Origin of the sequence: Bradyrhizobium sp. USDA 327 (genome assembly GCF_041262065.1) — a bacterium.
Classification (GTDB): Bacteria; Pseudomonadota; Alphaproteobacteria; order Rhizobiales; family Xanthobacteraceae; genus Bradyrhizobium; species Bradyrhizobium liaoningense.
In genome coordinates, this window is record NZ_JBGCCW010000001.1 from 797,255 (window position 1) to 810,330 (window position 13,076).

Annotated in this window: 15 protein-coding genes; 7 read left to right on the plus strand and 8 right to left on the minus strand. The window is 61.4% G+C overall.

From position 1 onward, the window contains the following. The first annotated feature begins 118 nt into the window (after positions 1-118). Positions 119-358 (plus strand): hypothetical protein, encoded by a 240-nt coding sequence (locus ABIA42_RS03490; RefSeq protein WP_370115489.1) that lies wholly within the window; start codon positions 119-121, stop codon positions 356-358. Between the two features lie 24 nt (positions 359-382). On the opposite strand, the gene ABIA42_RS03495 is transcribed toward ABIA42_RS03490, so the two are convergent. Then, on the minus strand, positions 383-622 hold the full coding sequence (locus ABIA42_RS03495) for a hypothetical protein (RefSeq protein WP_271526790.1): 240 nt from the start codon (positions 620-622) through the stop codon (positions 383-385). Between the two features lie 548 nt (positions 623-1,170). Between ABIA42_RS03495 and ABIA42_RS03500 the strand changes: the two genes are divergently transcribed. Beyond that, positions 1,171-1,581 (plus strand): hypothetical protein, encoded by a 411-nt coding sequence (locus ABIA42_RS03500; RefSeq protein WP_370115487.1) that lies wholly within the window; start codon positions 1,171-1,173, stop codon positions 1,579-1,581. A gap of 48 nt (positions 1,582-1,629) precedes the next feature. Here ABIA42_RS03500 and ABIA42_RS03505 read toward each other — a convergent pair whose 3' ends face one another. Both ABIA42_RS03505 and ABIA42_RS03510 read right to left on the minus strand, forming a co-directional pair. Beyond that, entirely contained in the window at positions 1,630-2,292 is a 663-nt protein-coding gene (locus ABIA42_RS03505) for a hypothetical protein (RefSeq protein WP_370115485.1), read from the minus strand. 64 nt (positions 2,293-2,356) lie between these two features. Continuing rightward, positions 2,357-3,094: a metallophosphoesterase family protein gene (locus tag ABIA42_RS03510; protein WP_271526787.1), complete on the minus strand. Its 738-nt coding sequence runs from the start codon at positions 3,092-3,094 to the stop codon at positions 2,357-2,359. Positions 3,095-3,287: 193 nt separating this feature from the next. Here ABIA42_RS03510 and ABIA42_RS03515 point away from each other — a divergent pair, with 193 nt between their 5' ends. After that, positions 3,288-3,914: a transglutaminase-like cysteine peptidase gene (locus tag ABIA42_RS03515; protein ID WP_370115483.1), complete on the plus strand. Its 627-nt coding sequence runs from the start codon at positions 3,288-3,290 to the stop codon at positions 3,912-3,914. Positions 3,915-3,927: 13 nt separating this feature from the next. Here the strand turns inward: ABIA42_RS03515 and ABIA42_RS03520 are convergent, their stop codons facing one another. From ABIA42_RS03520 to ABIA42_RS03530, 3 genes are all read right to left on the minus strand, one after another. Then, entirely contained in the window at positions 3,928-4,833 is a 906-nt protein-coding gene (locus ABIA42_RS03520; protein ID WP_370115481.1) for a hypothetical protein, read from the minus strand. A 504-nt stretch (positions 4,834-5,337) separates the two neighbouring features. Further along, the gene (locus ABIA42_RS03525) at positions 5,338-5,613 is read right to left on the minus strand and encodes a hypothetical protein (RefSeq protein ID WP_271526784.1); all 276 of its coding nucleotides are present in this window, start codon (positions 5,611-5,613) and stop codon (positions 5,338-5,340) included. Between the two features lie 77 nt (positions 5,614-5,690). Beyond that, positions 5,691-6,053, minus strand: coding sequence for a hypothetical protein (locus ABIA42_RS03530; protein WP_271526783.1), 363 nt, complete (start codon positions 6,051-6,053; stop codon positions 5,691-5,693). A 478-nt stretch (positions 6,054-6,531) separates the two neighbouring features. On the opposite strand from ABIA42_RS03530, the gene ABIA42_RS03535 reads away from it, so the two are divergent. Beyond that, positions 6,532-7,734, plus strand: a complete 1,203-nt coding sequence (locus tag ABIA42_RS03535; RefSeq protein ID WP_271526782.1) for a polysaccharide biosynthesis/export family protein — start codon at positions 6,532-6,534, stop codon at positions 7,732-7,734. Positions 7,735-7,906: 172 nt separating this feature from the next. After that, positions 7,907-8,488, plus strand: coding sequence for a hypothetical protein (locus ABIA42_RS03540; RefSeq protein WP_370115478.1), 582 nt, complete (start codon positions 7,907-7,909; stop codon positions 8,486-8,488). 68 nt (positions 8,489-8,556) lie between these two features. On the opposite strand, the gene ABIA42_RS03545 is transcribed toward ABIA42_RS03540, so the two are convergent. Then, complete coding sequence (locus ABIA42_RS03545) at positions 8,557-9,414, minus strand: FkbM family methyltransferase (RefSeq protein ID WP_271526780.1); 858 nt, start codon at positions 9,412-9,414, stop codon at positions 8,557-8,559. Between the two features lie 51 nt (positions 9,415-9,465). Next, positions 9,466-10,386 (minus strand): glycosyltransferase family 2 protein, encoded by a 921-nt coding sequence (locus ABIA42_RS03550; RefSeq protein ID WP_271526779.1) that lies wholly within the window; start codon positions 10,384-10,386, stop codon positions 9,466-9,468. A gap of 424 nt (positions 10,387-10,810) precedes the next feature. Here ABIA42_RS03550 and ABIA42_RS03555 point away from each other — a divergent pair, with 424 nt between their 5' ends. Together ABIA42_RS03555 and ABIA42_RS03560 are read left to right on the plus strand one after the other, a co-directional pair. Further along, the gene (locus ABIA42_RS03555; RefSeq protein WP_370115474.1) at positions 10,811-12,358 is read left to right on the plus strand and encodes an O-antigen ligase family protein; all 1,548 of its coding nucleotides are present in this window, start codon (positions 10,811-10,813) and stop codon (positions 12,356-12,358) included. Positions 12,359-12,454: 96 nt separating this feature from the next. After that, positions 12,455-13,075, plus strand: coding sequence for a hypothetical protein (locus ABIA42_RS03560; protein WP_271526777.1), 621 nt, complete (start codon positions 12,455-12,457; stop codon positions 13,073-13,075). The last annotated feature ends 1 nt before the right edge of the window (position 13,076 follow it).

A 13,076-nucleotide genomic window follows, 5' to 3' on the forward strand; every position in this document is an offset into this window, starting at 1 on the left:
GCGTTTGGAGGGATGGCAAGCTGGTTGCCGTGCCCAGGTGAGGGCCCGCAACGAACCGTCAAGCAGCCGTGAAGGAACGGTGTCCGGCTCCCTGACGTTCTTGATCGGGAGATGTCGCATGAAACGATTAGTCTTGATCATACTCGCGTTTGCCGTGCCTGCCGGCGCTTGGGCCCAGGGCGTCAATGACCCCTCGACGCCCAATCGCAACGTGATCATCGTCAACCCCTCGCAGCCCTCGCCTCCCAACGCCACGCGGAATATTCCGAGCCGGATCGAGCCGCCGGTCACGAGCGGCGGACGCGCCCGGCCCTATCACGGGAACAGAACCCGGGGGAGCGGGTCGAGCCGCTATTAGCCGCCTGACGGGCTGTGAGACAGGCTATTGCGGGTTGACCTCGACCTCCAGGGTCGAGGTGCCGGGGTCGTGCCGGTTCTTGCCCGAGATCAGCAGCGTGAACTTGTCGGCACCGCGCGTCGTGCTTTCGGCCGAATAGCGGAAGCCGGACCCGACCACCGCCAATTGCCCTCGCGATGGTCCGCTCACGACCGAGACGTTGAAGATCTGCATGTACGACCAACGTAGCCCCTGGATGCAGTCGGCTCCGGGTTCGATCGACATCGTCCATCTCACCGTATCCTGCGATAAGGCGAACGGCGTCCGTTCCTTGATGCAGAGGGGGCTGGCCTGCGCCGCGGGGCCCGATATGACGGAAGCCGCAACGGCAACACCTGCCAGCAATACCGGACTTGCACGCATTCTCAGCAACTCCACAGGGCGAATGCCGAAAGTTAGCAGCAATGACCTAATGAAGTCTTAGAGCAGAGTTTGCCCTTGAGCCGATCACGTGACGCGGATCTCAGGTTCTTCGGTCATCCGGTCGACCTCTCCCCGGACCATGCCATTCTGCCCCTGTTTTGCCCGACGGGTCAATTCCATTTCGGAAAACTGTAACCCATTGATCCGACTGGCTCCGGCTACTGTGCATGGGGTTGTTTTTCGATTTTTTGCGGGAAGGCCCCAGGGAAGCTGGGCCGCGAACTGGCTTTCCTGCCATCGACAAAGGTGTAGGCTGAGGTGTGGAAGATGAGGACGTTGGCCAATGGCCGTCCTTGTCGATCTGTCAGGGAGTCACCAGCGTGCGAACGGGTCGACGTGGTCACTGTGAAATGCGGTTTGGGACGCTGTCTCGGACGGTCGCAACCGTTGCCGGTGTACTCGGCCTTGGTCTCGCCTGTCCGGCCTTGGGTCTCGCCCAGACCGAGCTGGCGCCCTCGCTCAACGACTATCTTCCATCCAGCGAGCCGGAAGTCACGCGCGACGAATGGCGCCAGCGGATCGAGGACGCACAGCGCCGCGCCAAGGACGTCTTGCGCGAGCGGCGGGAGCATCCCGAGCTCTCCAAGCCCATTCCGGTAGATCCGGACCTTGTCGCCACCGAGAGCCTGCTCAACGATGAAAGCCTGCAGCGAGGCGACATCGTCGCGACCAAGAAGGGCATGTTCGTCTACAAGGGGCGATCCGATCAGCCGCGCCGCGATGAGGACTTTGTGCCGGTCAATCCGAAATCGGTACGCTGAGGAATTCGCTGCAGCCCCGCAAGCGATAGCCACAAGGCTGGAGCGGGCTCAGTACCGCCGCAAGATCTCGTTGAATTTGGGATCGGTGATCTTCGTCGCCTCCAGCAGCAGCGATTTGCCTTGCGGCGTTGCCTGCATATAGGCCGCGATCAGCGGAGGCTCGTAACGCGAGCGATTGGCCAGCGCCGACCGGATGTCGGATTGCGCCAGGAGCTTGATCTCCTCATCGGTCGCCGCCGCGCTCGACGTTACGGTCCGGACGCGAGAGAAGGCAACGTCGATCGGCACCGATCCGGTCAAGTAGGACATCTTCACCGCCGGCGTGACCGCTTCGCCGGATTGGGCCTGTAGCGTGCCGAGCGTGAGCCACAGCGCGGGCCGGATCGGTGAGACTTTCAAGGCAGCCAAGACGGCGGCCTGGGCTGCCTTGTTCTCGCTGGCCCTGCCGCCCGCCTCGGTCGACGGAGGTCGAAGAACGTCAGCGGCCGTCGCTGCCGCGTAGTTCGCAAGCAGGTCGCCATCCCATGAAAACGCGGCCAAGCCAGCGGCGGCTGCCAGCTTCGCCTTGTCGGGCGGAGGCTCGCCCGAGAACAAATCGACGGCGCGAAAGTTCGGCCTTGTCAGATCGCCGTAGAACGCCATGCCGGCGTGAAGCGCCAGCACGATTGCGGTGCAGATGCCGACGACGCGAAGCAGGATCATGCGGTTCATGGAGGAATTGACGAGGCCTGTGCGGGCGGGCCCGACGACGGGACCGAGGTCCAGCCAGCACCCTTTAAATTGCCAGCAGACTATCGCCCTGGATGGTCAGCAGCGTCAAGTTTCCGGTCGCGTAGGCTCCGGTGTCGATGTTGATGCGGTTCGGGCGGATATCGGGCGCGCTGACCGGCGTATGACCGTGAACGACATATTTGCCGAAGCGCTCCTCGGAGGCCAGGAATTCCTCGCGGATCCAGAGCAGATCCTCATCCTTCTGGCGATCGAGCGCGACGCCCGGCTTGACGCCGGCATGGACGAAAAAGAAGTCGCCGCACGTGAAGGAGGAGGGCAATTGCTGGAGGAAGGCCAAGTGTTCGGTCGGCAGCGCGCGTTTCAGTCCCTCGATCAGTTCGACCTGCTGTTCCGCGGACGGATTCATGGTCGGCGTGATGCCGTAGGAGACCAGCGTCAGCAGGCCGCCATAGTGGCGCCACTCCTGCAGGCGGGCCGGGTTCTTGAGGACCTCGAGCAGGAAGACCTCATGGTTGCCCTTCAGACAAACCGTCTCGTGCGATTTCGAGCGTTCGATCAGGAGATCAAGAACGGCGCGTGAGTCCGGGCCGCGATCGACATAGTCACCGAGAAAGACCTGAATGGCGCGTTCGGGGGCCGAGCGGGCAAGATCGACATCGATCACGGTTAAGAGCGATTGAAGCAAATCGGCACGGCCGTGCACGTCGCCGATCGCATAGACGCGAACGCCGTCGGGAAGCCGAGGCTTGGTCTTCTTTCGAAAATGGCTGGAAAAGCCCATCAGGTCGGTCGAATCGCTTCTGGCGTCACGAGCGGATCATCGCGACCGCTCTTAGCAGAACAAGTCACGCATCGGTATTCTTAATTATTTCCGACCGCTTAGCCCGCATTTTGATTAAAGGATCGCGCGCCGTTTGAGCCGTATTTCAAGGCGTCTCGCGTAGCGTCTCCCCAACAAGAACGGGGAGCGCAACATGCGCAAAGTCGTGAAATTCCTGGCGGCTGTGGCCGCAATCGTCGTTGCTGCGGGGGTGCAGCAGAATGCGGAAGCCGCCTTCGTCGGCGCGCCCATGGGGCTGCGCGGTGCCATCCAGTACATCAAGTTCGACCAGCCGACGCTGGCGCCGATGGCATTCACCATCTTTTGCCTGAAGTACAAGGACGAGTGCAAACCGCGGCCGCAACAGATCGTCTTCCGTGGCGGACGCCTGAAGCTCACGGCCCAACGCCTGGCGCAGATGCAAGAGGTCAACCAGCGGGTCAACAGCGCGATCCGTCCCGAACCCAACTTGGAAGGGCTGCGCGGCGAAAAGTGGTTGCTGCATCCCGCGAGCGGCGACTGCAACGACTACGCTGTGACAAAGCGCCACGATCTGATCGCCAAGGGCTTCCCGGCGCGTTCGGTGCTGCTCAGCGAAGTCGTGACCTCCTGGGGCGAGCATCATCTCGTGGTCGTGGTGCGGACCTTCTCAGGCGATCTCGTGCTGGACAATCTCTCCGGCCACATCATGCCCTGGTCGAAGAAGCCCTATCGCTGGGTCCGCATTCAATCGCCCAAGAACCCGAACTACTGGGCCTCACTCGGCGATCGCTCCGTCTGAGAGCAGCCGGGCTTCATCGCGAGGATTGGCTGACGCTCTGCGACAGCCCCAGCCCCACGATCACCGAGAGACACAGGATTGCTGCCGGGCGCAGCAATCCGGGACCTGCGAAGCTCTGGACCAGCGCAAAGAGAACGCAGGCCGCGGCTGCCGCGGGAAAGAACGAATCGCGTCCGCGCTGCAGAGCGCCGAAGAACAGGCGGACCAAAGCGATCAGGCTCACGGCTATCATGGCAGCCAAGCCAATCCATCCCATCCCCGCAAAGACGGCCATGGCCGCAGAGGGCGCGGTCAAGACAGCTCCGGCATCGCTCTGATAGATCCTGCCCACCGCAGCAAAGGTCCCGGCACCAGCGCCGAACCAGCGCGTGTCGGCCAACATGCGCTCGAGGGCGGCCTTGGTCTCGGCTCCCATCTCCGGGACGAGCCGCATCAGGACCGGCCCGGAGTGCTTCTCGAAGAGGAAGGTGAGCACGATCGCCGCGCCGATCAGGGCTGCCACGGACAATGCGCTCGCGGCCAATGGTGACAGGTCCAATCTGCGGATGACGAGGATCAGCAGCATCAGCACAACGCCAAAAGCCGCCGCGATTGCGCTGTTCGTTCCGGAAAACCAAAAGATCGCGGCGGCGCTGACCAAAGCTCCGACCAGGCCGCAAAGGCCGATCGCGACCGAGCGAAGCACCGAGTGATGCGTTTCGGCCCGTTCAGCGGCGAGCTGCATGACCGCCAGATTGAGCATGAGGCCAAGGCCCGCCAAGGTCGTCGTGAGGTCATGGGGAACGTCTGCAGCAAGCGCCGGCAACAGCCGATGCAAGTCGAGGATCAAGGCTGAGACCGCGGCTACGCCGCTCAGCACAAGGAGGATCAGCTGGGCCCGGCTGCGGTTGCGCACGACTAGGATGGTGACGCCGAGCAACGAGATCGCCGCAAGCGCCAGCAGCAGCGCGTTCCCGGTCAAGCCGATATCGGCTGTGATCGGCCCGAACGGCAGGCCGCCGAGGACCTCGTGAGCGCTCGCCCAGATCGGATGCGCCCAACTCAGCGGAAGAGGGACGAGTTGGGCGGCGATGCACAGCGGAATGGCGGTCAGGATCCACCGGCCCCACGAGGTCGCGCGAACATAGTGATCGTAGCCGGCCTTGCGCGTGCTCGAGGCGGCCGCCAGCAAGCTCAGTGCTGCGGCCATCGTCGCGAGCTGTGCCCCGAACTTGACGCCGGCGATTTCGAGAGCGGAAGCGGAAACGATGGAAACGATGAGGGCAAAATAAGCGAAGGACAAACGGCGCTCGAGGGGAATCCTGAAACGATCAGGTCACCATACAAGCGAGCGGTGGGTTTTCAAGCAGAGGTCTTCGCAGGCAACCAGCCTGGCCTTCGCGCGCCCCACGAGGGGGCTGGTGGCAGCCTCAGCCCGGCGTCATCAGCGCACAGACTTGACCGGGCGGGCAAATACGCGCCCGGCGCGCGCGGCAGCAAGGCCAAAGCGGGCCCCTGACCCGAAGAGATAGCCGCTCTGCAGGGCAATGGCTGCGAACACCATGCCTTTCAGGCTCTCGACCACCGTGAGATCGACCATCAAGCCGACCGGGACGGCGGCGAGCAACATGACGAAGATCAACGGCAGGAGCACCAGGACGCGAAAGCGCTGCCCCAGCACGGCACCGACGAGAAAGCTGAAAATCAAAAGCGCGGTCATCCGAAACACCTCTCCGTGCTTCGGACCCTAGGTTCCCCTCCCTAAAAGGACCCTTAAGTTGTATGGCTAAATTTGGCCTATTGGCTGCAATTTGCCAGCAGCGAATGATAGGCCTCTCGCAGCCCGTTCAGGGCCACTACGCCCTTTATCTCGCTGTCGCCTTCGCTGACCGCCACGGACAGCGAGGCCGCTGTCTGCCACTTGCCGGCGGCAAAGGCAGAGACCTCGTCGGGTAGCAGCACGGTAGCGCCTGCGGCCGCCATGCGGGCGTCGAAGGTCAAGGTGCCGCCGCCGTTCGCGGCGATCGTGACCTTAGGGCGGCTCCGCGGCGGGAAGGGCCGGATCAAGGCCACCAGCACGTCGATCTTGCCCTGTGGCGCACAGCGGACGATCAGGCCGGCAAAGTCCGGGTCCGACTGGGCCGTATCCGCGGTCTTCATGATGGCGGCGAAGCTCTCGCCGTCCTTGGCCCCCTGGGTCCGGGTGAATTTCCAGACGGAGGAGGGGTCCGGTTGGGCAACCGCAACACGTGGCGCTTCGTGACACGAGGATTCTGCGCTGCCAGGGCAGGGGGCGGCAGGGCTCCACGGCCGACTAGCGGCGCCGAGGAGGGAACCTGCCAACAGCGAGATCAGAAGGAGGCCAGACACGGGGGAGTCCTATCCTGAATGGACCCAGCTTTAGCAAAGGGCGGCGACGCCCCCGCCCGACATGCTGAGGCCTCAAGTTGCGCATTTTGCCCGCCAGCCGGGCACACGAAATACAACAAATGGTCACAAAGGGTTAAACCAAGCCTCCAAGAGTGGCTTGTAAGCAACAGTGGCCGACGGATCGCTCCGTTAACCGCTGGGAACGCTTGTCGCACCCACCCCCTAGGCCGTACCAACTTACGTCAATTGGGACTATCGGGCGCGATTCATGTCATCTATTGCCAAGACCTATGTTTTGAAGCCTGCGTTTCTGGCGGTCGCTTTAGCGCTCGGGGCCTGTTCGACCAATCCCGGCTCGGGTCCACTGACGGACGACGTCAACAACAAGATCCAGACCGAGAACGCGCCGGCCTACGAGCTGGTGCCGCTCAATCCGGCTACGGTGAAGATCCTGCACACCCATGAGCCCAAGGGGCTCGCCGGCGTGTTCACCGATCGCCGTCCGCCCGCCAGCATCGTGTTCGGCATCGGCGACGTGGTCAGCGTCACCATCTTCGAAGCCGCGGCAGGCGGTCTGTTCATCCCGGCGGAAGCCGGCGTCCGTCCGGGTAACTTCGTGACCATCCCGGACCAGGCGGTGGACAATGACGGCTTCATCACCGTGCCCTATGCCGGCCAGATCAAAGCCGCGGGCCTTACAGCGGTCCAGATCCAGCGCTCGATCATCGAGAAGATCGGCAACCGCGCCATCGAGCCGCAGGCGGTCGTTGCGATGTCTTCGCAGCGCACCCAGCTCATCAGCGTGCTCGGCGAGGTCAATTCGCCGGCGCGTTATCCGGCGAGCGCGGCGGGTGCGAAGGATCGCGTGCTCGACGCGATCACCCGCGCCGGCGGCATCAAGGGCCAGGGCTTCGAGACCTGGGTCATGCTGGAGCGCGGCGGCAAGCGGGCGACCGTGCCGTTCGAAAATCTCGTGATGGCGCCCGAGAACAACGTCTATGTTCGTCCCGACGACAGCATTTATGTCTATCGCGAGCAGCAAAAGTTCCTGGCGTTCGGCGCCAGCGGACAGAGCGGCGAGTTCAACTTCGATGCCTGGCGCATCAACCTCGGCGAAGCGGTCGGCAAGGCCGGCGGTCTGCTGGATGGCCAGGCCGATCCGGCTGCGGTGTATCTCTATCGCCGCGAGCCGCGCGAGGTCGCTGCCCAGCTCGGCATCGACGTGAGCAAGTACACGTCAGAGACGATCCCGGTCATCTTCAACGTGAACTTCCGCGATCCGGGCGGCTTCTTCCTCGCCACCAAGGTCATGATGAAGAACCAGGACATCATCTACGTCTCGAACTCGCGCAACGTCGAAGTCGCCAAGTTCCTGACCTATCTGCGTGTGATCATGGCGACCGGCAGCGATGCCGTGAACCTCTCCAACGATGCCTTGATCTTCCGCAACAACATCAAGCTGGCGCCGTAAGACGCCAACTTGATCGACCAAGACCGATGGCACCGGGCCTTTGTCCCGGTGCCATTTTCGTTTAGCAATCGAAGCGGTTCTGCCGGGGCTGCGAGTTCGGGATTTGGATCAAGGTGCCACTGAACACGGCGTGCCGGTCATCGGTCCACCCCGCAGTGTTGCAAGGGGCTTCATGCGGTTTCGAGCATTCTGGCGTCTTCTGGCGCTCGTTCCTCTCGCCTTCGGGCTTGCACCGATCGGAAAGGCTCTCGGGGCTGCCGCGGAGCTGGGCGTCCGCCATCGGATCGACGTGATGGTCTCCGCCGAGCCCGATGCTCCGATCCTGTCGCGCCTGAGGGGGGCCAAGGGCGAGCTGTCCTTGACCGTTCGTCTCTCGGCGAACTCCAAGGAGAGCAAGTTCTTCGGCATGCTGCGCCCGTCTTTTCCCGATATCGTCGTTCCCGATGGCGCCGGCAAACCGCTGGTGCAACAGACCAAGCTCTGGGAGGAGGAGGTCTGCCATCAGCGCCGCGGCCTGCCGAAGGTCACCGTGACCCAGCTCGGCGGGCATTTTGCGGACGGCGAGGGGCGGATCGAGATATCCGCCCTCAACCGGCACATCGGCCTTCTGGTCCCGCCCGACGAACTAACGCCCGGAATAAAACTCGATCCCGGGAGCGATAGCCTCGGGGCATTCTATGCCTTCCGGGCGCAGACCCGGAACAGCCGCCTGAATGTGGATCTTAGGATCTACTCGATCGATTGCCCTCTCTAGTTCGGGCAAGGAGCGATCAGCCCCGGCAAATGGGCTGGTGCCTCCCGATCTGATCTGCTTCCGATGCGCTATCGCGCGGCGTGCGTGTCGTACCAACCCGCTGGAGGAAAGTCCGGGAAGCGGTAGTCCTTTCGCCCGGCCGCGCGCACCAGCGCGGCCTGAATCCCGCCAAGCATGCGGAATACGCTCTTTCGCCCCTGGAAGATGCCTGCGTCTCCCGCCAGCGCATAGCCGCGGAAAATCCCCTTGTAGACCTCGAGCGCTTCGAACATGTCCATCCACCGCCCGGGCAATTCGTTGCCGAACAGCCCGCTGCTGCCTTGTTCGAATCTGTGCGGCTGGAAACAGCCTTCGGTCGCCGGCTGAGGCGGCTCCTGCAGGGAGACGAGGCTTTGATCCACGATCTTGTATTTGGAATAGCCCAAGCTCCTGAGCAGTTCGAACTCCCTTACGAGATCATTCCAATTCTTCTTCTCGGACTCGATCGACACAAATCGCGGGGGGTCGGAAATGTTCTCGAGTGATGACAATGCGTCAAGATCGTTCCCTTCGATGTCGATCTTGCAATATCTGGGAATGCCGTGGTCGCGCATGATATCGGCCAGCCGCTCGGCTTTAACCGTTATCTTTTGCACGCTCGCTGCGCCCAGCATCTGGTTTCGCTTGACCCACTCGAGATTTGCCGTTCCCCAGACCGAGTGCTCGGTGTTGACATAGAAGTCGATATTCCCCGGCGTCTTGGCGACGGCCAGGTTGAGGATCTTCAGTTGCCCTGTGGCAACCTGCTGGGAAAACTGCTGGCCAAGTGCGGTACAGAATTCCGGTACAGCTTCGATGGCAACGACCTTGAATCCCTTTTTGAGATAGAACCCGGTGTCTTCACCCTTATGGGCGCCGAGATCGTAAATGAGGTTTTCGTCAATCATGGTTTTCGTACTCGTGTCCAGGTCGTGATGAGCGTCGTGCGCAATGCGTTTCTAGCGGTGGAAAGACAAGATGTTGGTTGGATGAATTGATCCGGCAATCAAATCCGTCACTGCAGCCATGTTTCCGGCAAGCCTGCCTCGATAATCGATCATCGGATGCTCGCGAAGCGAACGCAGCGCGTTGGACGCGAGCGCTCGCGTCCAAAAATATGCGCATTTTCCGAGGGTAATTGTTCCTTTGCGCGCAAGGTAGAGCGGATTAGCGAGCTGCGAGTAGCCATATTTGTAGCCACTGACCCGTCCAGACTTCGACCCGAGATGCACACCGATCAAGTTTGAAGCTCGATAGATGTCCGAGAATTCCCTGATCTGTCCGGAAAAATCCGTATCCTCCAGCCAGCCATAGAGCGGAAGATTCTCGTCGAATGCACATTGGTCGAAGACTGTCGCCCTGAAGGCCATATTGCATCCGTACAGGCCTTCCTTCCACTTGCTGTGTCCGATCTGATCGCTCGCCCGAGGCAGCGCCAGCGCATCCGAAGCCTGCTCTTCGGTGATTGCGATGCTGCCTCTTGCCCCGTCCATGATCACCGCTCCTGTAACGGCGAGGACCTGTGGACTTGCCGCAAACAGCGCTTCGCACTTCTGCAGCCAATCGGCTGCGGGCCTGAAGTCATCGTCGAAGAAGACAATGATCTTCGCAAGCCAGGCCTCGGGAGTGCTTATCCTCTTGGCCGTCTGCACGCCGTGGTTTCTCTGCGACGTCAGTCCCGGCCGAGGAGAAACCAGTCGGTGCACGCTCGGATCATTCGGGACGGCGGCAGCACCGGGCAAATCCTTGGGCAAATCCTCGGGTTCAGCGCCCACGAGCACGACGTTGTCAGGCGCTCGTTCTTGAAGTCGAAGCTGGTCTAGAAGAACTTGAACGTCTGCCGGTCTGCCGCGTGTCGCTAAGATGACGTCGATATTCAATTTACCCTCGCAGAGCGACGGCCAGCAACGCTGGTCGTTTGACATAAGAACTTCGTGGAAACGTTCGATCGGAAGCAGAAATTCTCCCGGAAACAGTCCGCCGGCAATTGGCGACGTGAGCTTTCGCAAGCCTGGAGATGCGGTGCGGGCGAAGCACTACCGGACCACGTTGCGAAAATCCAGCGTAGATGATTGAAATTGGGACCGTCCAGCCCCTTCATCGGATGAGATCCGCGCTTGGGGCGAACCGTATTGTTAACAAACTCGAGGCTGCCAGGATCGGGACGCATTGCGGAGCAGGGCCGGCAGTACGCTCTCTCTCTTCACTGTGCTCCCGGATGAGTTGACGCCGGAAATTAACCTCTGGTAGGCGGGGTACGGTTCAGAATGGATCATCCATCGCCGTCTCTTCCGAGTGCGGCACTTGCTGGACGCCTGCGGGATCATCCGCTCTAATGTATTCTCCACTGGGGGGCGTCAGACGAAAGCGATGGGCCGTGTTTCGATGAACATTCGCTGGTCGGCTGATCTCGTAGCCAGCTGTGTGCTGTTCTTTGTTGTAGCGAGCGCGCCGTTCCCGTTTGGGTCGACCAACAATCTGGCCATTGCCTTCTGGTGCGCTTGTCTGGGAATTGCCTTGATATTTGCGCCAGTGAAGGCCCTGCGTCGTCCCCATCTCTGGATCATCGCCGGCATCTTCATCGTTGTCGCGGCTTACGGGATCGCGCTGCACGAACAGCTGTCTGACAGCCCGTGGATTGCGCCATATCATCCGATCTGGAAGCAGCTCGGCTCGCTGGTCGATTCAGCCGTTGCGCCATCGGCCTCGATTGTCAGGCACGAAGCTTTCTTCGCTCTGGGGGCGCCACTTGCAAACATTTTGGCTATTCTGGCGGGGCTCGTCATTGGAGCCGACGCGAGGCGTGCACGCCAGATAATGCTGGTGATTGCGCTCTCAGGCAGCTTCTACGCTGCATATGGCGTCCTCTCGTTCCTCATCGAACCGACCATGATTCTGTGGCGCGACAAGACCGCCTATCTCAGTAGCGTCACCGGCACGTTCATCAACCGCAATACCGCCGCTGCCTATTTCGGCTCATGTGCGGTCATCTGGATACTTCTGCTTCTTACGGACGTGCGCCGCCACCTTCCCGGGGGACGCTTCAGATGGAGCAGTCTCTCCCGCGATCTGACTAAAATTCCGCAGGCTTCGATAGCTCTGAAATTCGCCGCACTCCTGATCTGCGTCATGGCGATGTTCATGACTGGCTCGCGGGCGGGCGTGGCTGTTTCGCTCCTCTCCATGATCTTCGTCTTTGTCGTCTTTCTCCGGAAGGACCTTCCGCCGCGCACCGGCGTCTGGATGGCCTTGGCGGCCGCGGCCTTGGTCGCTCTCGTTCTCTTGGAATTGCTCGGTGGTCGTGTCGTGGGCCGCTTCGATAGCCAGGGGCTGACCGATAGTGGCCGGCTGGAGGGGTGGAAGTCCTCGCTGCTCATCATCGCCGATAATCCCTGGTTCGGCACTGGGATGGGGACTTTCCAGTCGGCGTTTCCAGCCTTCCGCAGCCCGAATATTTCTATGCGCGGCACCTGGAATGCAGCCCATTCGACCCCTCTGGAGGTCGCTTTGGAGACTGGAATTCCGATGACGCTGCTCCTGGCGGCCGGTTGGGCGGTCATGCTCACAGTGCTTGCGCGCGGGGTGTTCAGCCGCAAGCGTGACGCTTCGATTCCCCTGGCGGCCATCGGCATTGCACTGCTGGCGTTGCTCCATTCCGGCCTCGATTTCACGTTGCAGATACCGGGTTACAGCATCCCCTTCTTTGCGCTTTTCGGGGTCGGCCTAGCGCAATCCTTTCACTCCGGCGAGGGGAGCGTCGAGCCGAAAGGGGCTGCGGCAAATGCGCTGTCGACCGGTGCTCGCACTTCGGGATCGCCAAAACAGTCCTCTTTCCAGGTACTTGGGCCTTAACTATTCCTTTAGAATTGGTGGACAGCACTGCCTCTTTCGACTACTTTCCAATCGTTTCGTTCGGGCCATAAAGGCAAACTAGTTGTTGAGGAAATTATGAACCTTATCAGGTTTACGGTTCGAGCCGCTGTGGTGATTGCGGTCGCAAGCTCGATATCCTCCGCCGCCAGCGCGGCTGTTTATCCGCCCAGCCGGCAACTGCAGGCTCAGATCATCTCCGATTTCAAGGGATCTCCTGCAACGCTTTTGCAGCAATATCCTGATGGCGGTCCGCAGTTGATTTCGCGCGTCCGAGACCTTGGAGCGTCGGATCCGACAACAGTGCCGGGTCTGATCGAATTGTTGAAGAACCCAGCGACGACCAAGGATCAGTTGCGCGCGATCGTCGCTGGACTTGCCCAGGTCGCCCGCATGGCGGCACAGACCGATCAGGCGTTTGCCAACGAAATTCAGGCCGCCGTCGCCGGAACGAACAATCCGGACGTGATTGCCGCCTATCAGGCCGCAACCGGTGATGTTGCAATCGCCGCGGCGGGCGGTGCTGGGGGTGGTGGCTCCGGTGGCGGGGGCCCGACGACCGGCTTCGGATTTGCCTTTGGTGGCAGCGGCTCCGGTGTCCAGAACTTTGGTGGCCTGCACTACCCGAACAGTGTGACGACTTATACGGGTTCAGTGAATCCCTCGACCGCCTATCCCGCGGTCAGTCCGACGCAATAAC

Excerpts from the sequence above, each read along its gene's own strand:
- ABIA42_RS03530 (WP_271526783.1), bottom strand. The coding sequence starts at position 6,053 with ATGAAGACCGCGGATACGGCCCAGTCGGACCCGGACTTTGCCGGCCTG.
- ABIA42_RS03490 (WP_370115489.1), top strand. The coding sequence starts at position 119 with ATGAAACGATTAGTCTTGATCATACTCGCGTTTGCCGTGCCTGCCGGC.
- ABIA42_RS03510 (WP_271526787.1), bottom strand. The coding sequence starts at position 3,094 with ATGGGCTTTTCCAGCCATTTTCGAAAGAAGACCAAGCCTCGGCTTCCC.
- ABIA42_RS03560 (WP_271526777.1), top strand. The coding sequence starts at position 12,455 with ATGAACCTTATCAGGTTTACGGTTCGAGCCGCTGTGGTGATTGCGGTC.
- ABIA42_RS03545 (WP_271526780.1), bottom strand. The coding sequence starts at position 9,414 with ATGATTGACGAAAACCTCATTTACGATCTCGGCGCCCATAAGGGTGAA.
- ABIA42_RS03535 (WP_271526782.1), top strand. The coding sequence starts at position 6,532 with ATGTCATCTATTGCCAAGACCTATGTTTTGAAGCCTGCGTTTCTGGCG.
- ABIA42_RS03515 (WP_370115483.1), top strand. The coding sequence starts at position 3,288 with ATGCGCAAAGTCGTGAAATTCCTGGCGGCTGTGGCCGCAATCGTCGTT.
- ABIA42_RS03540 (WP_370115478.1), top strand. The coding sequence starts at position 7,907 with ATGCGGTTTCGAGCATTCTGGCGTCTTCTGGCGCTCGTTCCTCTCGCC.
- ABIA42_RS03525 (WP_271526784.1), bottom strand. The coding sequence starts at position 5,613 with ATGACCGCGCTTTTGATTTTCAGCTTTCTCGTCGGTGCCGTGCTGGGG.
- ABIA42_RS03505 (WP_370115485.1), bottom strand. The coding sequence starts at position 2,292 with ATGAACCGCATGATCCTGCTTCGCGTCGTCGGCATCTGCACCGCAATC.
- ABIA42_RS03495 (WP_271526790.1), bottom strand. The coding sequence starts at position 622 with ATGTCGATCGAACCCGGAGCCGACTGCATCCAGGGGCTACGTTGGTCG.
- ABIA42_RS03500 (WP_370115487.1), top strand. The coding sequence starts at position 1,171 with ATGCGGTTTGGGACGCTGTCTCGGACGGTCGCAACCGTTGCCGGTGTA.